This is a genomic window from Pseudomonadota bacterium (assembly GCA_016927275.1).
Taxonomy (GTDB): domain Bacteria; phylum UBA10199; class UBA10199; order 2-02-FULL-44-16; family JAAZCA01; genus JAFGMW01.
Window position 1 is genome coordinate 1 of record JAFGMW010000026.1, and the last position, 20,398, is coordinate 20,398.

The following is a 20,398-nucleotide window of genomic DNA, read 5'->3' on the forward strand; positions in this document are numbered from 1 at the left end:
CCTGCGGCAACACCGGTCCCTGCGGCGGCGCCGGGGACATCCCCTTCGCCGGTGATCACAGTCCCTTCGGTGAGCTCGAGCCAGGGCCCGATGGCGAGCTCGAAGGCGCCGCCGGCCCAGCCGCAGGCCGCTGACAAGCCGGCCGACCGCAAGGGCGGAGTCGACAAATCTTACTGACGCCATCGGCCTGACGGGAATCCAATGGAAGAGAGAAGCCTCGGTTCGATACTCCTTGAGACCACCGCGCTGACTGAGGAACAGCTCGAGCAGGCGCTGGCGGTCCAGCGCGAGCGCGGCATCAAGCTCGGCGAGGCGCTGGTCCAGCTCAAGTTCCTCCGGACCGAGGACGTCCTCAAGGCGCTCTCGATACAGCTGGGATTCCCGTACGAAAACAAGATCGAGATCGAGAGCATACCGCCCGACCTGATAGCGAATCTTCCCATCAATTACGCAAAGCAGAATGAGATACTTCCGCTCCGCAAGGAGGCCGGCTCGCTGGTGGTCGCCATCGCCGACCCCACGAACTTCTACGCGCTCGACGACCTGAGGATGTTCTACGGCATGGAGATAAGGCCGGTGATCGCCTCCAGCTACGAGATAGTCAACGCGATCAACGCCGTCTACAACCGCGCAACGGGCGGCGGGGAGGAGGCGATCGGCGAGCTGGAGGAGGGCGGCGAGATCGCCGACGATTTCAACGAGCCTGTGGACCTGCTCGACGCCGACGACGAGGCGCCCATCATCAGGCTCGTCAACACGCTTCTCTTCCGCGCGGTCAAGCAGAAGGCCAGCGACATCCACGTGGAGCCGTTCGAGAGGGAGCTCAAGATCCGCTTCCGGATCAACGGCATCCTCTACGACGTGCTCACCCCCCCGAAGCGGGCGCAGAACGCGATCATCTCGCGCGTGAAGGTCATGAGCCAGCTCAACATAGCGGAGAAGCGCATCCCCCAGGACGGCAGGATAAGGATCAAGATCGCCGGCAAGGACATAGACATCCGCGTCTCCACGATCCCGACCGCGCACGGCGAGAGCGTCGTCATGAGGCTGCTGGACGCCTCCTCGGTCCTTCTCGACCTCGATTCCCTGGGCTTCTCGCGCGGGAACATCGAAAAGTTCAAGGACCTGCTCAACCACCACAACGGCATCATCCTGGTCACGGGGCCGACCGGCTCGGGCAAGACGACCACGCTCTATTCGGCGCTCTCCAAGCTAAACACGAACGAGGTTAAGATCATAACGGTCGAGGATCCGGTCGAGTACCAGCTGCACGGCGTGAACCAGATGCAGGTCAACCCCAAGATCGAGCTCACCTTCGCCTCCGGACTCCGGGCATTCCTCAGGCAGGACCCCGACATCATAATGGTGGGCGAGGTCCGCGACAAGGAGACCGCCGAGGTCGCCATCCAGGCCTCGCTGACCGGCCACCTGGTCCTGTCCACCCTTCACACCAACGACGCTCCCAGCTCGATCACGAGGCTGGTCGACATGGGCGTTGAGCCGTTTCTCGTCGCCTCATCGGTCCTTGGAATCGTCGCGCAGCGCCTGGTCAGGACCGTCTGCCGCGACTGCGCGCGCAAGTACACGCCCGAAGATGCAGAGATCGCGCAGATCGGCATCAGCCAGTCCGACCTCAAGAACAGGCAGATATACAGGCCGGTCGGCTGCCCGATATGCCTCGAGACCGGATACTCGGGCCGCGCCGGCATCCACGAGATACTCATGGTCACCGACGCGGTGAGGGCGGAGCTCATGAAGGGTTCCGATGCCACGACCATAAAGAAGGTCGCTGTCGCGCAGGGGATGAGCACGCTGAGGCAGGACGCGGCCATGAAGGTCATGCAGGGGCTCACCACGATCGAGGAGGTCCTGCGTGTGACGCAGGAGGACAGCGAGTAGATTCAAGCTGAAAGGTGAAAGAAGATATGCCGGTATTCGAGTATTCAGGGATAGATGCGAAGGGCAAGCGCGCGTCCGGGAACGTCGACGGCGAGAACGAGCGGGCCGCCCGCCAGAAGCTCAGGAAGATGGGGGTGTTCCCGACCACCCTGCACATCGAAGGCGAGTCGGGGCAGAAGGTCGGGCTCGGGATGCAGATCGACGTGGGCAAGTACTTCCAGAGGGTGAAGGTGCAGGATGTCGCCCTCATGACGCGCCAGCTCTCCACGCTTCTGGCCTCCAACATACAGCTCGTCGAGGCCCTGAACGCCCTGCTCGACCAGATCGAGAACCCCAAGCTCAAGAACATCCTCACCAAGGTCCGCGACAGGGTGACCGAGGGCAGCAAGCTCTCCGACGCCATGAAGGCGCATCCCAAGGTCTTCGGCGACATGTACACGAACATGATAAACGCCGGAGAGAGCAGCGGCGCCCTCGACATAGTCTGTGTGAGGCTCTCGGACTTCATGGAGAGCCAGGGAAAGCTCAGGAGCAAGGTCATAGGCGCGATGATCTATCCTGCCATCATGTCCGTCGTGGGCCTGGGGCTCATGGTGATGCTGCTCACCTACGTGGTGCCGAAGGTCACCAAGATATTCGAGGACGTCAACGCGACCCTGCCGCTCCCCACCAGGATACTGATGGGGGCGAGCAACGCGCTCTCGAGCTACTGGTACTTGTTCGCCCTGGTGATCCCGGTCGCGATCTACGCGGCCAGGCGCTACCTGCGCACTCCGAAGGGGCGCGAGTGGTGGGACCGCAAGCTCCTCACCCTGCCGCTCGTCGGTCGGATAAACAGGCTGGTGATAGTGGCCCGCTTCTCCCGCACGCTGGCCACGCTGCTGGCCAGCGGGGTGCCTCTGCTCGGGGCTCTGGACATAGTCAAGAACATCATCACGAACACCAGGCTTCGCTCCGTGATAGAGCAGACCCGGGAAAACGTGAGGGAGGGCGCCTCCATCGCCGATCCGCTCAAGCGGAGCGGCGAGTTCCCGCCGCTGGTCACCCACATGATCGCGATCGGCGAGAAGACCGGGGACCTTGAGCGCATGCTGGAAAGGGTGGCGGACGCCTACGATGCGGACGTGGACAACACCCTGTCCACCCTGACCACGCTGCTCGAGCCGATCATGATACTGGTGATGGCCGGCGTGGTCTCTTTCATCGTCCTCTCGATACTTTTGCCGATCATGCAGCTGAACCAGCTGGGTTAGAAGGGGAGTCGCCTGCGGCGGGCACGGCAAGGGGGTTGCTTTTCTTGGGGGTTTCTGGATAATAGGTCGATTGCGAATTAGCGACCCGGTTTGTGCTGTCGTTTCCGGGAGTCACGAGTCACGGTTTTTTGAAAGGGGGGGGATATGAAGAGGTTTCTGGCCGGCTCAAAAGGTATGACTCTGATCGAGATCATGGTCGTCATCACGATCCTCGGCCTGATCGCGACCGTGGTGACGGTCAACGTGCTGGACAGGCTCGACGAGGCCAAGGTCGAGACCGCTAAGACCCAGATGAAGGGCTTCGAGGAGGCGCTCGACCAGTTCCGCCGCGACAACGGATTCTATCCTTCAAGCGAGCAGGGGCTCCAGGCGCTGATCGAAAAACCCACCATCGGCCGCATCCCCAAGCGCTATCCTGCGAAGGGCTATCTCAAGGGCAACAAGATCCCGCAGGACACCTTCGGGTGCGACTATGTCTATTACAGCCCGGGGCTGCAGGGGCATGATTATGAGATTTACTCCCTAGGACGCGACTGCCAGGAGGGCGGCGACGGCGTGGATGCCGACATCAGCTCCTTCGAGGCAGCCGACTGATCCGCACAGGGAGGCCGATGGCGTCCGGACATGACCGGCATGGCCACGGCCCCGCATCAGGGCACAGCCGTTCGGCCGCCCGGGTCTGACTGACAGGCCGGGGCGGCCGTTTTGATTTCGGGGGTTTTCAACTCATGTTCTGCAGAATCGGGTGTAAAGGGTTTTCAAAGGGGGCCCGCAGCGGCTGGATCCGGGGGTTCACGCTGCTCGAGATAGTGGTCTCGCTTGCGATAATCGGGCTCATTCTGGGGGTGGTGATAAGCAGGATGGATTCATATCTTGAATGGGACATGAAGTCCGCCTCCAACAAGCTCGCCTCCACCATGCGTTATCTGTACAACAAGGCGGCGACGGAGGGGCTCTACATAAAGCTCGTGATCGACATCGACGAAGGCGCGTACTGGGTGGAGGCGACCTCCGACCCGTTCGTCGTCTCGGCAGGCGAGGAGACGGGGGCGAAGCCGAAAGACGCCGGTGCCGGGGCCGCCGAAGCCGGCCCTTCGGCGCCCGAAGGCGGGTCCGATGAGGAAGGGGAGGGCGACCACAGGATAAAGCCCAGGGAGGCTGTTTTCACGAAGGTGGATTCATATCTGCTCAAGCCCACGAAGCTTCCGGGCTCCGTCTTTTTCAAGGACGTCTTCGTCGAGCACAATCCTGCCGGCGTGTCCGGCGGTCAGGCGGTGATCCACTTCTTCCCCAACGGGTACGTCGAGTACGCGCTGATAAACCTGCGCGACGAAAAGGACGAGGCCAACTACTCCCTGGAGACGAACCCGATAAGCGGCAGGGTGGGCATCGAGCCGGCGTATCGCCGCATGGAGGCGAGATGAATCGGAGGCGCAGAGATCAGCGGTCGCGCGCCGGGTTCACCCTCCTCGAGGTGATGGTCGCCGTCGCGATCCTCGCGACCGCCCTCACCACGCTGCTCATGTTCTCGGGAAACACCATGATCAAGAGCGGCAGGGCGGAGGCGCTCGCCGTCGCCACGATGCTCGCCCGCCAGAGGATGACCGAGATTGAGATATCTCTCATCGAGGCCGGCAAGAAGAACGAGATCCCGGACGAGCGCAGCGAGAGCGGAACATTCGAGGATCCTTTCGGCGACTACAGCTGGACCATGGAGATAAAAAAGGTCGAGCTCCCGGCCCCGGTCGCCGGCGAGGAGGGGAGCATCCAGAGCATGGTGGCGGCGCAGCTCACCAAGGAGATCGCGAAGACGGTGAGGGAGCTGAGGCTCACGGTGAATTGGCAGGACATGGGCCAGGAGCAGACCTTCGACGTTATAACTCATATAGTCAGAATGTGATCGGACGGATATGTACAGCCAGTCACGAGTCACGAGTCACGAGTCACGAAACCTGGGATTCACCCTCCTGGAGGTCATGGTCTCCGTCGCGCTCATGGGCGTGATCATGACCCTGATATGGACCTCCTCGTCGCAGAGCTTCCGTTCCAAGGAGCGCATAGAGGCGAGGGACGACGTCTTTCACGCGGCCCAGGTCGCGATGCGCAAGATCTCCGACGACGTGGCCGCGGCCTTTCTCACGAAGCGCACGACGATCTCCGCGGCCGCAGGCGGCGGCGAGACCGCCACGCGCTCCCCATACAAGACCTTCTTCATAGGCGAGGACAGGGGCGAGCAGGACTCCATGCGCTTCACCTCGCTCTCCCACGTGAGGCTGATGAAGAACTCAAAGCAGAGCGATCAGACCAAGATCGCCTACGAGGTGTTGCCGGACGAGGAGGTCGCGGGCAGGTACAACGTGGTGCGCCGCGAGCAGCCGTGGCTCGACGACACCGACGAGGTGCAGGGCACCGCCTTCCGTCTGCTCGAGGGGGTGCTCTCGTTCAACGTCGAATATTACGATATCCGCAAAAAGGAATGGGGCAAGGAGTGGAACACGGACAAGCTCGACTGGAGCGAGAAGCTCCCCCTCGCGGTCAGGATCAGCGTGGTCTTCCCCGATCCTGACGGCGGCGACCGCAACATCCCCCTCTCCACGGCGTGCATGCCTGCGTTGTCGGAGGGGACCATAGACTTGTGACGGGGCTCGCAGATGAGGCTGATCGGAAACAGAAAAGGCGTTGCGCTGATGCTCGTGCTCTCCGCCATCACCGTCCTCACGATGGTTGGCGTCGAATTCGCTTATAACACCAGCGTATATTATAACCTGGTCCAGAACGAGGCCGATCGGCTGAAGGCCTATTATCTCGCCAGATCGGCCTACAACTTCATGCGGCTGGAGCTCAAGTTCAACCAGACCTTCCAGCAGGTCGTCAAGAGCCAGAACCTCGGGCAGTACCTCGGCGCAAACGCACAGCTTCCGCTCTGCCAGCAGTTCCCCCTCTCCACCGGGCTCATCAGGGCGGTGTTCATCGAGGGCGCCATACCGGGGATGGACGGCGAGGAGGAAGGGGAGGCCTCCGAGGCCATAGAGGAGATGCGCAGGGACGCCTCAATATCGCAGGGCAAGCAGGCGGAGGAGTTTCTGAGCTTCGACGGCGATTTCGACGGCGAGTGCGAGGACGAGGGCACCAAGATCGACCTCAACGGCTTCTTCGGCCTCAGCAAGGAGTCGTCTTCCGACGGGCTCCCCAGCCCGTTCGATCGCTACAAGCAGTTCCTCTACAGGTTCATGTCGGAGCCCAGGTTCGGCCTCCTCTTCGAGAGCGCGGGCGTGAGGGTCCTGGATGTCGTCAACAGCATAGGGGACTGGGTCGATGCGGACGCCCAGGCGGACGATTTCGAGGGCCGGAGCGCCGGTGCGGAGATATCGCGGTATGAGAGCGCCCAGGTGCCCTACCAGATCAGAAACGGAAAGCTCGTCACCCTGATGGAGGCCTATCTGATCGACGGGGTGGTGGACGACTGGTTCGGCCCGATGATGGACTATTTCACAATATACGGGGGCGCCGGGGTCAACGTCTGCACGGCGAGCGAGGAGGTGGTGCAGGGGGTCATAAGGGCGTACCTGGACGCCAACCCGGAGATCCCCCCGATGAGGCTGGAGGACCCGGCCGAGATGGAGCGGCTCCTGTCGGCAATAGCCGAAGCCTGCGCTTCCGGCAAATCGGGGGACGATCTCAAGAACGAGATGAACACCGCCATGGCCGCCGCGGTCGGGGAGCTGAGCGGCGGGCAGACAGGAGCGACCGTACAGGTGCCGTTCGCTTCTTTCGTGAGCACCGAGAGCAAGGTGTTTTCGCTCAAGCTCGGCGGGCAGGTGGGGGAGATCACCGTGAGGATCAAGGCCGTCGTGGACACCTCCGGGGGTGAGCCCTCCAAGTGGAGGCTCCTCTATTGGCGGGTGTACTGATTGTGGTTTTCTTGGGGAGCCGGCATGTGTTATTAATGGAAAGCGCACCGGGTGAGATTACATGCCACACAGGATCATAGGCATAGACTTGGGTAGCTACGCGGTGAAGGTCGCCGTGATCGAGCGGAGCTTCCGCTCGTTCGCCTTCACGGAGTTCTACGAGCGCCGCATACAGTACAACGAGCTTTTGAGCCCCGAGGAATCCACCGCTATCGCCCTCCAGGGGATGATCGACGACTACGGCCTCCACTGGGACGTGGCCTCGATCGGGTTCCCCTCGCAGAAGGTGACCTCCAGGCTCCTCACCTTTCCGTTTTCGAGCTCCAAGAAGATCGATCAGACCGTCCACTTCGAGATCGAGTCGTTCATCCCCTTCGAGATGGACCAGATAGTCCTCGACTACACCACCGCCTGGCAGAGCAAGGACGCCTCGCGGGTCATGGCGGTCTACGTCCAGAAGGGGGAGCTGGTGAAGCTTTTGACCATGCTCTCGACCGTGGACGTCGACCCGCGATACGTGAGCGTGGACGGGGTGGACTACATCGGGCTCGTGAACCTCGGCATGGTGCCGCCCGAGGGCGCGTACGCCATAATCGACATGGGGCACACCAAGACCACCGTCACCATAGGGAGGGGGAAGGGGCTCGGGTATGTGAGGGCGATCTCCATCGCCGGCAAGGCGGTCACCGCCGCCATATCCGAGAGGCTGTCGGTCCCGTACGAGGAGGCGGAGAGGCTCAAGATCGAGATGGGCCATCTGCCCCTGGCGGGGGAGGAGGTGGTCGACGAGATATCCCGCGGCGTCTCCGAGGCCATCGTCCAGGTCATGCAGGAGATAATGCTTCACCTGCGGCAGACCCTCTTCACCTACCACGAGACCGAGGGGGTCCCGGTCGAGGGGATATATCTCTGCGGCGGCACCTCGCGTCTCCCCGGCCTGGACCGATATCTCTCCGACGCGCTCAAGCTCAACGTCGCGTTTCTGAGCTGCAGCGAGTTCCACTTCAGCCGCCTGGACCGGGCTGAGGCACACAGGCACGTGATCCCGCAGGCGCTGGCGCTTTCGCTGAGGGCCGCAGCCGGGACCGGCGCGGACATCAACCTCCGCCAGGGCGATCTGGCGTTCAAGGGCGACGTGGAGCAGTTCGGCGGCAACATCAGGAAGATCGGGTTCATCGCGGGCATCATCGTCTTCCTCGCTCTCATCAATTTCACCGCCAAATACTATTCGGTGAAGCGCCAGCTGGACAGGATGGGCAGCGACGTGGTGGCGCTGGTCCGCCAGGCGGTGCCGGGCGCAGCGGCGGCGCGCGCGAGGACCCCCACCGCAGCCATCGCGCTGGTGAAGGGCAGGGAGCAGGAGGTCGACCTTCGGATGGAGGAGCTCTCGAACCTCGTGGCCGCCTCGCCGCTGGACGTCCTCAAGGAACTTTCGCTCTTGATGCCCCCGCGGGAGGATCTCTCGGTCGAGGTCGTCGACCTCAACATCTCCGCGGACCGTGTGACGATGGAGGGGGTTGTCTCCGACTTCAAGACAGTCGACACCGTGAGGCAGGCGCTGGAGAAATCGGGTTTTTTCATCAACGTCACCTCGGGCAACGTTCGAAAGGGCGTCAAGGGCGAGGTCAAGTTCACCATGTCGATGGATGTCGCGAGGAAGGGGGAGTGAGGGGGTGCTGAAGCTCGGATCCATAGATCTCAAGCAGCTCAAGATCGAGAGCGTCTACAGGGCTTACTTCGCCATGGGCCCGAGGGAGCAGACGTTCGCGCTCGTAGGCGCCGTGCTGGCCCTGCTCCTGGTCATAGTCCTGCCGGTGACGGTGGCCTCGAGCAGGATAGGCAGGATCGAGAGGGAGGTGGAGCAGGGGAAGAAGCAGTTCAGGGAGGTGATGCGAAGCATCGACTCCTACAACGCCAAGAGGGCGTCCCTCTCCGGCCTCCAGCAGGCGCTATCCGGGGGGTTCGACACCTCGCTCTCCACCACGATCGAGTCTCTCGCCGAGAAGCACGGGATGAAGGAGAAGATCGATTCGCTCAAGGCCAAGTCGACGCCCCCCTCCGACGTGTTCGAGGAGCAGGCGGTGGATGTGAGCATAAAGCGCGTCTCGCTGGAGCCTCTCATCAATTTCATCTTCGACATCGAGAACGACCCCGACAAGGTGCTGAGGCTCAAGACGCTGAGCATGAAGCCCAGGTACGACAACAAGCAGGAGATGGACGCGTCTATGACGGTCTCCACGTACAGGCTCCTGGAGGGAGCCACGGAAGGTCTCTGATGCCCAGGATATTCAAGTACATGGCGTACCTCGCGGCCTTTGCCCTCTCGTACGCACTGTTCCTCTACTGGGTCTTTCCCTACAACGCGCTGAGGGATCGCATCCTCGGCGAGATCGAGCAGCAGATCGGCGGGGGGGTGCAGGTCTCGGCCAAAAGCCTCGAGCCGTACTGGATCACAGGGGTGGAGGTGGAGGGCCTTTCGGTCGAGGGGCCGGGGCCGTCGGGACTCGTGCCGCTCATCAAGGTCAAACGCGCCACAGCGCGCGCCGCCCTCGTCCCGCTCATCTTCGGGAGCAGGAGGGTGACGTTCGACGTCAGGATGCCCAAGGGCTCTGTCTACGGCTATGCGAAGATAGGCGACGAGACCACGTCTCTCGAGATCGAGGTGGACGATCTGGACCTGTCTTCCATACCCCTCATAAAAGAGCGCACCGGGCTCACCATCCCGAGCAGGATCAGCGGCGAGGCGCGGCTCGAGCTAAACCGGCAGCAGCCGGTCAGGAGCACCGGCGAGATAACCATGGCCCTCAGGGACATAAGGATCGCTCAATCGAGCCTCAATCTGGGCGACATCTCGCTCGACGTGCCGGAGCTGGTCCTGGCAAAGGGCAAGGATTCGCGCATCAGGATTTCGGTGGGGAAGGGGGCCGCGACGCTTGAGCAGTTCACCTTCTCAGGCGGGGACCTGGGGATAGATCTGAAGGGCAAGGTCTTTCTCGCCGCTGCGGTGGACAACTACAGGCTCAACCTGAAGGGCGGCTTCACCGCGTCGGACAAGCTCGGCGAGGCGCTGCCATTTCTGTTCATCGTGAATTCTCAGAAACAGGAGGACGGCAGCTATCCCCTGTCGATCACCGGGAAGCTCGGCCGCCCCTCGATCAAGATAGGCACCTTCACCGTGCCCCTGTAGCCTTTTCCCCGGCCTCCTCCGCCGGCTTCTCCTCGAAGAGTATCTCACCCGGTTTTATGTAGCCCAGCTCTGTCCTGATTGTCGGCTCCAGGTTCTTGGGATCGGCCAGCAGCGCCTTCTGCCGCGTCAGCCGGTCTATCTCCTCGTTGAGTCCCGACCGCTCCGCCATGAGCCTCTGCTTCATCTCCATGAGCTGCCTGAACTGGTAGATCCCCTTGTCGCCGAGCACGAGAAAGAGGAACAGGGCGAGCACGGCCAGGGAGACGGCGAGCCTGATCGGCGAGGCCAGCCAGAGGAGCGAGAGGAGTTTTGCCGGTATCGAGCGGTTCATTTGTCGAAGAAGTTGCCCTGATCAGCCGCCGGCGCGGCCAGACCCAGGTGCTCGTAAGCGAGCGGGGTCGCCATCCTCCCCCTCGGCGTGCGGTTCAGGTAGCCGCACTGTATGAGATAGGGCTCGTAGACCTCCTCGATGGTGTCCTTCTCCTCGTTTATCGCCGAGGAGATCGTCTCGATGCCGACCGGCCCGCCGGAGAACTTCTCTATTATGGTGCGCAGTATCGTGCGGTCCATGTGGTCGAAGCCCCTCTCGTCCACCTCGAGCATGGCCAGCGCGTCATCGGCCACCCTGCGGTCGATGTGGCCCGACGCCCTGACCTGCGCGTAGTCGCGAACGCGTCTGAGCAGCCGGTTTGCGATCCTTGGAGTCCCGCGCGAGCGCCGCGCGATCTCCATCGACCCCTCCGGGTCGATGGTCACCGACATCATCCCCGCCGAGCGCAGCACGATCTTCGTGATGTCCTCGGGAGGGTAGAACTCCAGCCTCGCCGTGACGCCGAAGCGGTCGCGCAGCGGGGAGGTGAGGAGGCCGGCCCGCGTGGTCGCCCCGACGAGGGTGAAGTGCGGCAGCTCGAGCTTTACGGTCTTGGCCGACGGCCCCTGCCCGATGAGTATGTCGAGATTGAAGTCCTCCATGGCGGGGTAGAGTATCTCCTCGACCACGCTGCTCAGGCGGTGGATCTCGTCGATGAACAGGACCGAGCGTTCCTTGAGGTTGGTGAGGATGGCGGCGAGGTCCCCCGGCTTCTCGATCACGGGGCCCGAGGTGGATGTGATCTCGACGCCGAGCTCTTTGGCGATGATGTTGGCGAGCGTGGTCTTGCCCAGGCCGGGGGGGCCCGAGAAGAGCACGTGGTCGAGGGCGTCGCCGCGGGCGCGCGCCGCCTCGATGAAGAGCTCGATGCGCTCCTTGACGCGCTCCTGCCCCACGTATTCGGCGAGCGTCCGGGGCCGAAGCCCCGCCTCGACCGTGCTTTCGTCGGCCAGCTGGATGGGTGCGAGTGCGTCGTTTCTATCGGCGCTCATGCTTTGCAGAGCTCCCTCAGGGCGGCCTTTATGGCATCCTCGACCTTCATCTCCTCCGAAACGGCAGCCTTCTTCAAGGCGTTTTCAGCGTGCGCCCTCTGGTAACCCAGGTTCGTGAGCGCAGAGAGCGCGTCGGCGAAGACCGCCGGACCCGCCGCGCCGTGCTGCGGCCTCGATCTCATCTCGCGCGCGAACATGTCGCCCAGCTCCACCACCATGCGCTCCGCGGTCTTCTTCCCGATGCCCGGTATGGTCGCGAGCCTCGCGTGGTCGCGGGTTCCGACCGCCGCCACGATGCCTTCGGGCGTCAGCCCCGAGAGGACCGCCAGGGCGATCTTGGGGCCGATGCCGGAGATGCTGATGAGCTTCCTGAAGATGGTGCGCTCCTCCTCCGTCGTGAACCCGTAGAGAGAGAGCTGGTCCTCGCGGACGTAGGTGTGCACCGCGACGCTGGCCTTCTGGCCCGCTTCGGGCAGCTGGCCGAGCGATGTGAGCGAGATGCACAGGCCGTACCCCACGCCCCCCACGTCGATGACGCAGTGGCCCGGCTCCTTTGATGTGAGGGTGCCGCTGAGCTGGACTATCATCCCTTAGCCCTCGCTATCCTCTCCGCAAGGCCCGCCGAGTTCAAATGGCACATCGCCACCGCAAGGGCGTCCGACGCGTCCTCGGCCGCCACCTCGGGGAGCCCGAGCAGCGCGCGGACCATGCGCTGGACCTGCCCCTTGTCCGCCCTGCCGGAGCCTGTGACCGCGCCCTTGACCTGCGAAGGTGTGTATTCGGCCGCGTCGAGCCCCGCCTGGCATGCGGCCAGCATGGCCACGCCGCGGGCATGCCCCAGCATGAGCGAGCTGCGCACGTTCTTCGCGACGAATACGTTCTCGATGGCCACCGCGTCAGGGCTGTGTCTTCCGATGAGCGAGACGAGCTCCGAGTGGATGCAGAGCAGCCTCTGCGGAAGAGGGAGATCGGCCTTTGGCGCTATTATGCCGTTGTCGATGTGGGTCAGCGAGATCCCCCGGCCCTCGACGATGCCGTACCCGGTGACGTTGCTCCCTGGATCGATGCCTAGGACTCGCATAAAAACCGTGACTGATGACTGGTGACTGGTGACTAAGCCAATTCTTCCATCGTTTTGCTGTCGATGTCGAAGTTTGCGTACACGTTCTGGACGTCGTCGTGGTCCTCGAGCGCGTCCATGAGCTTGAGCATCTTCTCGGCCGCGTTCCGGTCGAGCTTGATGGTGTTCTGCGGGACCATGCTGATGTTCGCCTCGATGTACTTGAGGCCCGCGTCTTCGCAGGCCTTCTTGACCGACTCGAATGAGCCCGGGTCCGTGGTGACGGTGAGGATGTCCTCCTCGTCCTTTATGTCCTCCGCCCCTGCCTCGAGGGCGACGTCCATCAGATTCTCCTCCCCCACCGACTTGTCGAAGGTGATGACGCCGTGCTTAGTGAACATCCAGGCCACGCAGCCCGCTTCGCCGAGGTTGCCGCCCATCTTTGCGAAGAGGTGCCTCATCTCCGCTACCGTGCGGTTGCGGTTGTCCGTCGTGGTCTCGACCAGCATCGCCACGCCGCTGGGCCCGTAGCCCTCGAAGGTTATCTCCTCGTATGTGAATCCTTCGAGATCCCCGGTGCCTTTTTTGATTGCGCGGGCGACGTTGTCATTGGGCATATTGGCCTGGCGCGCCTTGTCGAGAACGGTGCGAAGCCTGGGGTTGCCATCCGGATCACCGCCCCCGAGCCGTGCGGCAATAGTGATCTCCTTGATGAGTTTCGAGAAAAGCTTTCCCCGTTTGGCATCTGCGGCCCCCTTTTTGTGCTTGATGGTGGACCATTTATTGTGACCTGACATGCATCCCGCTCCTTGGTGTTTGGTTTGACCGGGCAGACACTAGCAGAAAGCTGAAACGGTTGTAAAGGGCCCAAATCGCCCGAAAACCGCGCCGCAGCGGCTCAGCGCAGCGCTGCGTCGAAGTCGGTCGGGCTGATCGATCGGCGCCTGGCCTCCTTCTGTTCGATGACCCCTCTTTTGACGAGCCCCGCTATGGACTGGTCCATGGTGAACATCTCGGCCCCCCGCCGGCCCGTCCTCATCTCGGCGGTGATCTGGCGGGTCTTGCCCTCGCTGATCATGTTGCGGGTGCCGGAGTCGGGCAGCAGCGCCTCCACGGCCAGGGCCCTCCCCCCGCCGATGCGGGGGATGAGCTGCTGGCAGAAGACCCCCTCCAGTATCGAGGAGAGCTGGGCCCTCGCCTGAGGCTGCTGGTGGGAAGGGAAGACATCGATGACGCGGTCCACGGTCTGCACCGCGCTGCCGGTGTGCAGGGTCGCAAAGACCAGGTGGCCGGTCTCGGCCAGCGTCATCGCGCCCTGCACGGTTTCCAGGTCCCGCATCTCGCCGACGAGCACCACGTCGGGGTCCTCCCGCAGGGCGCACTTCAAGGCGCTATGGAAGGCGGGGGTGTCCTGCCCCACCTCGCGCTGGTTTATTATGCAGTTCTTCTGCGTGTAGATGTACTCGATGGGGTCCTCGATGGTGATGATGTGGGCGCGGCGCTCGCGGTTTATCTTCTCGATCATCGCGGCGAGGCTCGTGGACTTGCCGCAGCCGCTCACGCCGGCGACGAACACAAGCCCCTGCGCCTTCTCGGTCGTCTTGAGCATGCAGTCGGGGATCCCCAGTTCAGAGGGCTCAGGGATCTCAAACGGTATCAATCGGAAGGCGCCGGCGACCGCGTCGAGGGAGCAGTAGAGGTTGGCCCGGACCCTTGAGATCTCCCCCACGCTGAACGAGAGGTCGATGGTGCGCTGCGAGTCCAGCTTCATGACCTGCTCCTGGTTGAGGCACTGGTAGCAGAGCTCCCTGGCATCCTCGGCGCAGAGGCGCTCCTCCGAGGCCGGCAGAAGGGATCCGTCTATCCTCATGTGGGGCGGCGCCCCCGCGTTGATGTGCAGGTCGCTCGCGTTGTCGGCGATCGCCTTGCCCAGCAGGTCTTTGAGCTGAAGAGCCATCTTGTCCCCCGTTCTGGTCTGTTGTTGTTCCGATATGCATGGATATCTGAAGAACGGGCGACGATCAAGCCAAAGGTTCTCGGACGGTACGAATCCTCTGGCGCGTTGACCTGGATCGATCGGGCTGCTAATAGTGATCGGGTGCGGCGCGAAAGGCGCCGGCGACGAGGTCGGCATGAAGAGGTTGAGGAGGTCTCCGTTCGAGGTCTTCGCGGTGGCGGCCGCGGTGGCGGCATCTCTCGCCATCTCGATCAGCTTCTATGCGGCCCGCGCCGACTTCGAGAAGGGCAGGGTGCTCGCGAGCGAGCTGTCCGCTATTCGCTCCTCGGTGCTGGCTTACATCGCGGTCAGGGGGGCGACCCCTGATGCGCTGGCCGATCTTTTCCGCTCTGGATACGAGACCGGCGGGGAGCAGAGGCCGTTTCTGCATCCGCAGGGGATGCTGGAGGATGGAGGGCTTGTGGACCCTTTCGGCAACCCCTATCTGTACAGAAGGGAGAGCGGCTGGGTCTTTAGCTCCACCCCCGGATACGAAAGATGGTGACTCGGAGGAGGCCCCATGAATAGGCACGGTTTCACTCTCATCGAACTGACACTTCTGATCGCGATCGTCGGGATCATAGCGGTCTACGCACTGCCGGGGTTTATCGCCCTCTCGGGCGATTCCAGGGAGGCGATTCGCGAGGCGGAGGCCCAGGCGGTCCGTGCCGGGATCTCCCTCGCGCGGGCCAGGGACCTCATGAGCGGCGGCAGCGGAGAGCCCCCGAGTTCGCTCGACGCCGCGGGCAGCTGCTGCTTCGGCAACGTGCTCGACGCCCCGGTGAGCGACGGGAGCTGGACCGCGGAGGGCGACACCTATACGCACCGGCAGACCGGCAAGAGCTATCGCTACGACTCGAGGACCGGCGAGTTCATAAAAGACCGGTAGGATCGGTCGGAAATCCTTTTTTTGTTTCCAGAGGGGCTCCGAACGGGTAAAGTGCACCCCCTGAAATGCGCTGAGAGGGGAACGGATGACACTGCAGGCGCAAAGAGTTAAGGAGAGGCCGGCCAACTGGCTGCCGCTGCCCGGGGAGGGCGACGAGCCGGCCGTTCACCAGGCTATGGTGGACGAGAACGACCTCTTCGCCAAGGCGACGGTCGTCTCCTATCATTCACTCCAGGGCGAGGGGACCTTGAGGACCCCGAAGGGGGACCTCCTCCCATTCAATATCGCCCAGGGGGCTGTCGCAGGGGACCCGAGATACCTCAAGCCCGGCACGACCGTGGGGTTCGACGCCTCCGTCACCTCCCACGGGATGCGGGTGATCGCCCTCAAAGTCTACTGATGCCGAATTGATCGCTCATGCGGGGTGCGCGGCCAGCGCCGCGTCGATGCGCGCCAGCGAGCGCTCCCTGCCCAGGATCGACAGGACGAGGTATATCCCGGGGCTCGCGGTCGAGCCGGTGAGCGAGACCCTGATCGGCTGCGCGAGATCCAGCATCTTGCAGCCCAGCTCGGCGAGCATCCTCTCGAAGAGGGCCGCGAGCCGGCCCTCGCTCCAGTCGTCGAGGCCGGCGAGCTCCGATCGCATCCTCCTGAGCCGCGCTCCGCTCTCGCCCGCAAGCCATTTTCCGCCCGCCTTGGGATCTATCTCCACCGATTCCCGGAAATAGAAGGCCGAGAGTTCGGCCAGCTCCTTGAGCGTCTTCGCCTTCTCCCGCTCCGAGGCGAGGGCGCGCTCCGAATAGCCGCGGTCTTTCATCGAAAGGCCCATGCCCTCGAGAAACGGCGCCGTCATGTCTGCTATGCGTTCGTCGCTCTGCCTGGCCATGTGCTGCGAGTTGACCCAGCCCAGCTTCTCCATGTCGAAGATTGAGGGCGACGACCCCACGCTCACGAGGTCGAACTTCTCGATCAGCTCGTCGCGCGTGAAAATCTCCTGGTCCCCGCACGACCACCCCAGCCGCGCGAGGTAGTTGACCATCGCGTCCGGGAGATAGCCCATGGACTGGTACTCGATGACCGAGGTCGCACCGTGGCGCTTCGAGAGCTTCTTCCTGTCCGGCCCGTGGATCATGGGCAGGTGGGCGAATTCCGGGATCGGGTAGTCGAGCGCCTGGTAGAGCAGCACCTGCCTCGGGGTGTTGTTGATGTGGTCGTCGCCGCGGATGATGTGGGTCATGCGCATGGTCACGTCGTCCACCACGACCGTGAAGTTGTACGTAGGGGTGCCGTCGCTGCGGCTTATTATGAGGTCGTCGAGCTCCGAGTTCTCGAAGGTGATGGTGCCCCTGCAGATGTCGTGGAACGAGGTGGACCCCTGCTCGGGCGACCTGAACCTGACCGCCGCCGGCCTGCCCGGGTGCGCCGGCCCGTTCCTGCATGTGCCGTCGTACTTGGGCTTTCTGCCCTCGGCCATGGCCTGCTGGCGCTTCGCCTCCAGCTCCTCCGGAGAGCACGTGCACCTGTAGGCCTTGCCCTCGTCGAGCAGCCTCTGCACATGCTCCCTGTAGAGCTCCATGCGCTGCGACTGGTACACGAGCTCCCCGTCCCAGTCCATGCCGAGCCACCTCAACCCGTCGAGTATCGACTGCTCGAACTCCTTCGTGGAGCGCTCGACGTCGGTGTCCTCGATCCGGAGCAGGAACGTGCCGCCGGTGTGCCTGGCGAAGAGCCAGTTGAACAGCGCGGTGCGGGCGCCCCCTATGTGCAGGGCGCCGGTGGGGGAAGGTGCGAATCTCACTCTGGGTTTCATCGGGTTGTCCCTCGAAGTATGTGTTGCGACCGCTCCTTGAACGCGGCATGCGCCGTGGACTCCTCAATCGACTATGAATCCCGCGTATCCCACCACTGAACCCCTGTCTCCCGAGACGTCGCCCGAGGTGGCGTGCGCGACGAGCTCCGCTCTCTTCGCTCCAAGGGCGCGGCAGGCGTGGATGAGGATCGCGGTCGGCAGCACCCCGCACATCGATATCCTGTGGTGCGCGCAGGTGTCCACCAGGCCCTCGGCGTCGAGCTTGAGCACCTTCTCTATGGCCAGGTTGTCCTTCTCGCGGGTGCGCGCGTCGCTCTCGTAGTGGTTCATGTCGGTGCTCGCGACGATGAGTATGTCCCCGCCCGCGGCCCGTATCGCCTTCGCGATCGCCTCGCCGATTCGGGAGAGCGCCGCCGGATCGGCTCTGGAGATGCAGATGGGCACTATGGAGAGCGCAGGCTGCCTGGCCAGCAGAAAGGGCAGCTCGACCTCGAGGGAGTGCTCGCCCAGGTGTGCGGTCGGGTCCTCCTTCAGGTCGCTGCACGACTCGAGCAGCGCCTGCGCCAGCTTCTCGTCCACCGGGATATCTCCCGTGGGGATGGACCAGCTGCCTCGCGCCCAGACCGCCGCTCGCGCGCCCTGGCCGGTGTGGTTGGGGCAGAGCACTATGCACCTTTCGGGGACCACGACGCCGGCGAAGACCTTGCCCGCCACCGCGCCCGAGTACACGTAGCCCGCGTGCGGCGCCACCGCGCCCAGTGCCTTCTTCGGCTTCGCCTCCGACTTGAGGTATCGTGCGAGCTCCGCCTCGAGCGACGACCTGGTTCCGGGATAGAACTGACCTGCCACCGCCGGCTCTCTCTTCATCTGCTCCCCTTTTTCCCCGGCCCCGGGGCGCCGATGCAAAAGCCCCTGTGGACCTCCTCTATCCTGTGGCCCGCCCGCTCGGCGAGTTCCTGCCTGAGCCTTGCAAACCCCGACTCGGCCTCGGAGCACAGCTCCTTCGCGAAGGAGCCGGATCGAATCTCCGCGAGGATCACCCCGAGCTTCCTGCGGACCGATTCGTTTATGATCCTCGGCCCGCGGGTCGCAGCCCCGTAGGCGGCGGTCGCGCTCACTTTCCCGAGCATCCCCGCGATCGCATCTCTGCACATCAGCTCGACTATGGCGCGCAGCTCCCTCATGCAGCTCGCGTACGCTATCGATTCGTTGTAGCCGGCGTCGCAGAGCGTGTCGAACGCGGCCCTCGCCAGCTCCGGCATCCCGCCGCAGAGGACCGCCTGCTCGGCGAAGAGGTCGGTCTCGACCTCCTCCGCGAAGGTGGACTCTATGACCTGCCCCCTGCCGAACGCGGCGCGGGCGTATCCCCTCGCTCGATCCTTCGCCCTCCCGCTCGCGTCCTGCGCCACTGCCAAAACGCACGGGACCGCCCCGAGCTCGCAGAACTCCCTCCTCACCGCTTCGCCGTGGGCGAGCGGCGCTGCGAGTATTACGTCGAGGTCGGGCCTGGGGACGATGCGGCGATAGTGCACGGCAAATCCGTGCGCGAAGACCAGGGCCGCGTTCCGCGGGAGTCTCCGCTCCAGAACCTCCCTGTAGAACGCCGGCTGCTCCGAGTCGGGGATGAGCAGGACCGCGGTATCGGCCTTCGCCGCCGCCTCCGCCGGGTCTTCTATCAGGTCGAGGGAGGACTCTCTCACCTGCACGGCGCGGGGGCTGTCCCTCCTCAGGGAGACCATGACCTCGACGCCGCTGTCGCGGAGGTTTTGCGACTGCGCCTTGCCCTGTGAGCCGAAGCCGAATATCACGGTCCTGCCCGGGGGCCTTTTCCCTTGGGAATCCACTGTCATATCCGGCCGCACCTAACACCCTGCCCTCAAAAAGGCAAGGGCTGAGGTCTCTACCCCCCTTCGTAAAATCAAAGGGTTATGATGTCGATTTCACTAACGACTTTAAGTAGTTAAGGCTAATCCTTGGCTTGACAGTGACTTGCCTGTCGTTATAGGGTCGCCCGCCATGCAGAGGCAGATGCTCAAATCAAAGATACACCGCGCCTCGGTGACCGACGCCAACGTGGACTACGAGGGGTCGATCACCCTGGATCTCGACCTCATGGAGGCGGCGGACCTCGTCGAGTATGAGCAGGTCGAGGTCTGGGACATCACCAACGGCGCAAGGCTCACGACATACGCCATCCCCGGGGAGCGCGGCTCCGGCATCGTCGCGATAAACGGCGCGGCGGCCCACCTCGTGACCACGGGCGACAGGGTGATCGTGGGCAGCTTCGCCCGTTACGACGAGTCGGAGCTCACGGGCTTCACGGCGCGCAAGGTCTTCGTGGACGGGAAAAACCGCATCAGCAGGATAGTCTTCTCGGGCGCGGGCGAGCAGCCGGCGTCGCCGGCCGACGCCGGCAGCGGCGCGGAGATGTGTTAGGGACGGGGCCCGATGGAGATCCTCATAGACGACATACCCGATGAGGGGCTCGATATCTCGGCCACGGCGAACGACCCCTGGCTCGCACAGGCGTTGAAGGAGTCCCTGGGGGATGCGTGCGACGCCGGGTGCGGCGCGAGGCTCAAGCTGCACATAAGCAGGGTCGACGGCAACGTGAACGTGGACGGGGAGATCGACACCGTCTCGCATCCTTCCTGCGACCGCTGCCTGGCGCAGTACGACGACGCACGCAGCGTCCACATACACGAGGTGCTCGCCCCGCTCTACGAGAGCGAGAGGCAGCGCAGGCTCGAGAAGGAGATGGAGGTCGAGCTGGTCGCCGAGGACATGGAGTTCTCATTTTACGAGGGCGACAGGTTCGATCTGGGCGAGGTGGTGAGGGAGCAGCTGGCGCTCGCCCAGCCCATGCGGCACCTCTGCAGCGAGGATTGCCGCGGACTCTGCCAGCGCTGCGGCAAGAACCTCAACGACGGCCCGTGCGGCTGCCCGCCGGAGGGGCACAAGGGCAGCTTCGAGGCGCTGAAGGGACTCAGGGTTGAGGGAAAGAAGGTTGAGGCTAAGGTTAAGGTTAAGG

At 63.5% G+C, this 20,398-nt stretch carries 24 protein-coding genes; 15 read left to right on the plus strand and 9 right to left on the minus strand.

Annotation, left to right across the window (positions count from 1 at the left end):
* Window positions 1-201 precede the first annotated feature (201 nt).
* From gspE to gspN, 10 genes are all read left to right on the plus strand, one after another.
* On the plus strand, window positions 202-1,899 hold the full coding sequence (gspE, locus tag JXA24_01505; protein ID MBN1282434.1) for a type II secretion system ATPase GspE: 1,698 nt from the start codon (window positions 202-204) through the stop codon (window positions 1,897-1,899).
* A gap of 26 nt (window positions 1,900-1,925) precedes the next feature.
* Window positions 1,926-3,152: a type II secretion system inner membrane protein GspF gene (gene gspF, locus JXA24_01510; GenBank protein MBN1282435.1), complete on the plus strand. Its 1,227-nt coding sequence runs from the start codon at window positions 1,926-1,928 to the stop codon at window positions 3,150-3,152.
* 144 nt (window positions 3,153-3,296) lie between these two features.
* Window positions 3,297-3,746, plus strand: a complete 450-nt coding sequence (gspG, locus tag JXA24_01515) for a type II secretion system major pseudopilin GspG (protein MBN1282436.1) — start codon at window positions 3,297-3,299, stop codon at window positions 3,744-3,746.
* A 134-nt stretch (window positions 3,747-3,880) separates the two neighbouring features.
* Entirely contained in the window at window positions 3,881-4,576 is a 696-nt protein-coding gene (locus JXA24_01520) for a prepilin-type N-terminal cleavage/methylation domain-containing protein (protein ID MBN1282437.1), read from the plus strand.
* Complete coding sequence (locus JXA24_01525) at window positions 4,573-5,052, plus strand: type II secretion system protein (protein ID MBN1282438.1); 480 nt, start codon at window positions 4,573-4,575, stop codon at window positions 5,050-5,052. Before JXA24_01520 ends, JXA24_01525 begins: the two co-directional genes overlap by 4 nt.
* Window positions 5,053-5,062: 10 nt before the next feature.
* On the plus strand, window positions 5,063-5,791 hold the full coding sequence (locus JXA24_01530; protein ID MBN1282439.1) for a prepilin-type N-terminal cleavage/methylation domain-containing protein: 729 nt from the start codon (window positions 5,063-5,065) through the stop codon (window positions 5,789-5,791).
* Between the two features lie 12 nt (window positions 5,792-5,803).
* Window positions 5,804-7,063, plus strand: coding sequence for a general secretion pathway protein GspK (locus tag JXA24_01535; GenBank protein ID MBN1282440.1), 1,260 nt, complete (start codon window positions 5,804-5,806; stop codon window positions 7,061-7,063).
* Between the two features lie 61 nt (window positions 7,064-7,124).
* Window positions 7,125-8,732, plus strand: coding sequence for a pilus assembly protein PilM (gene pilM / locus JXA24_01540; protein ID MBN1282441.1), 1,608 nt, complete (start codon window positions 7,125-7,127; stop codon window positions 8,730-8,732).
* A 4-nt stretch (window positions 8,733-8,736) separates the two neighbouring features.
* Window positions 8,737-9,339: a hypothetical protein gene (locus JXA24_01545; GenBank protein MBN1282442.1), complete on the plus strand. Its 603-nt coding sequence runs from the start codon at window positions 8,737-8,739 to the stop codon at window positions 9,337-9,339.
* Entirely contained in the window at window positions 9,339-10,250 is a 912-nt protein-coding gene (gene gspN / locus JXA24_01550) for a type II secretion system protein GspN (GenBank protein ID MBN1282443.1), read from the plus strand. Before JXA24_01545 ends, gspN begins: the two co-directional genes overlap by 1 nt.
* Here gspN and JXA24_01555 read toward each other — a convergent pair.
* The 6 genes from JXA24_01555 to JXA24_01580 all read right to left on the minus strand — a co-directional run bounded on the left by JXA24_01555 (window position 10,234) and on the right by JXA24_01580 (window position 14,629).
* On the minus strand, window positions 10,234-10,581 hold the full coding sequence (locus tag JXA24_01555; GenBank protein MBN1282444.1) for a septum formation initiator family protein: 348 nt from the start codon (window positions 10,579-10,581) through the stop codon (window positions 10,234-10,236). The genes gspN and JXA24_01555 overlap by 17 nt on opposite strands.
* Window positions 10,578-11,612, minus strand: a complete 1,035-nt coding sequence (gene ruvB / locus JXA24_01560) for a Holliday junction branch migration DNA helicase RuvB (GenBank protein MBN1282445.1) — start codon at window positions 11,610-11,612, stop codon at window positions 10,578-10,580. Before ruvB ends, JXA24_01555 begins: the two co-directional genes overlap by 4 nt.
* Entirely contained in the window at window positions 11,609-12,199 is a 591-nt protein-coding gene (gene ruvA, locus JXA24_01565; protein MBN1282446.1) for a Holliday junction branch migration protein RuvA, read from the minus strand. The genes ruvB and ruvA overlap by 4 nt, the downstream gene beginning before the upstream one ends.
* Entirely contained in the window at window positions 12,196-12,693 is a 498-nt protein-coding gene (gene ruvC, locus JXA24_01570) for a crossover junction endodeoxyribonuclease RuvC (protein ID MBN1282447.1), read from the minus strand. Before ruvC ends, ruvA begins: the two co-directional genes overlap by 4 nt.
* 32 nt (window positions 12,694-12,725) lie before the next feature.
* Window positions 12,726-13,469: a YebC/PmpR family DNA-binding transcriptional regulator gene (locus tag JXA24_01575; protein MBN1282448.1), complete on the minus strand. Its 744-nt coding sequence runs from the start codon at window positions 13,467-13,469 to the stop codon at window positions 12,726-12,728.
* 101 nt (window positions 13,470-13,570) lie between these two features.
* The gene (locus JXA24_01580; GenBank protein MBN1282449.1) at window positions 13,571-14,629 is read right to left on the minus strand and encodes a PilT/PilU family type 4a pilus ATPase; all 1,059 of its coding nucleotides are present in this window, start codon (window positions 14,627-14,629) and stop codon (window positions 13,571-13,573) included.
* A 175-nt stretch (window positions 14,630-14,804) separates the two neighbouring features.
* On the opposite strand from JXA24_01580, the gene JXA24_01585 reads away from it, so the two are divergent.
* The 3 genes from JXA24_01585 (at window position 14,805) to JXA24_01595 (ending at window position 15,957) form a co-directional block, all read left to right on the plus strand.
* Complete coding sequence (locus JXA24_01585) at window positions 14,805-15,173, plus strand: hypothetical protein (GenBank protein ID MBN1282450.1); 369 nt, start codon at window positions 14,805-14,807, stop codon at window positions 15,171-15,173.
* A 15-nt stretch (window positions 15,174-15,188) separates the two neighbouring features.
* Window positions 15,189-15,557 carry a type II secretion system protein gene (locus JXA24_01590; GenBank protein ID MBN1282451.1) on the plus strand — a complete coding sequence of 123 codons (369 nt, stop codon included), beginning with the start codon at window positions 15,189-15,191 and terminating at the stop codon, window positions 15,555-15,557.
* 85 nt (window positions 15,558-15,642) lie between these two features.
* On the plus strand, window positions 15,643-15,957 hold the full coding sequence (locus JXA24_01595; protein ID MBN1282452.1) for a hypothetical protein: 315 nt from the start codon (window positions 15,643-15,645) through the stop codon (window positions 15,955-15,957).
* Between the two features lie 15 nt (window positions 15,958-15,972).
* Here JXA24_01595 and gltX read toward each other — a convergent pair whose 3' ends face one another.
* From gltX to ilvC, 3 genes are all read right to left on the minus strand, one after another.
* Window positions 15,973-17,367, minus strand: a complete 1,395-nt coding sequence (gene gltX, locus JXA24_01600; GenBank protein ID MBN1282453.1) for a glutamate--tRNA ligase — start codon at window positions 17,365-17,367, stop codon at window positions 15,973-15,975.
* Between the two features lie 63 nt (window positions 17,368-17,430).
* The gene (amrB, locus tag JXA24_01605; protein MBN1282454.1) at window positions 17,431-18,234 is read right to left on the minus strand and encodes an AmmeMemoRadiSam system protein B; all 804 of its coding nucleotides are present in this window, start codon (window positions 18,232-18,234) and stop codon (window positions 17,431-17,433) included.
* Entirely contained in the window at window positions 18,231-19,217 is a 987-nt protein-coding gene (ilvC, locus tag JXA24_01610) for a ketol-acid reductoisomerase (protein MBN1282455.1), read from the minus strand. Before ilvC ends, amrB begins: the two co-directional genes overlap by 4 nt.
* Window positions 19,218-19,383: 166 nt before the next feature.
* On the opposite strand from ilvC, the gene JXA24_01615 reads away from it, so the two are divergent.
* Complete coding sequence (locus JXA24_01615) at window positions 19,384-19,803, plus strand: aspartate 1-decarboxylase (protein ID MBN1282456.1); 420 nt, start codon at window positions 19,384-19,386, stop codon at window positions 19,801-19,803.
* 12 nt (window positions 19,804-19,815) lie between these two features.
* The coding region (locus JXA24_01620) for a DUF177 domain-containing protein (GenBank protein MBN1282457.1) at window positions 19,816-20,398 on the plus strand (583 nt) is incomplete at its 3' end.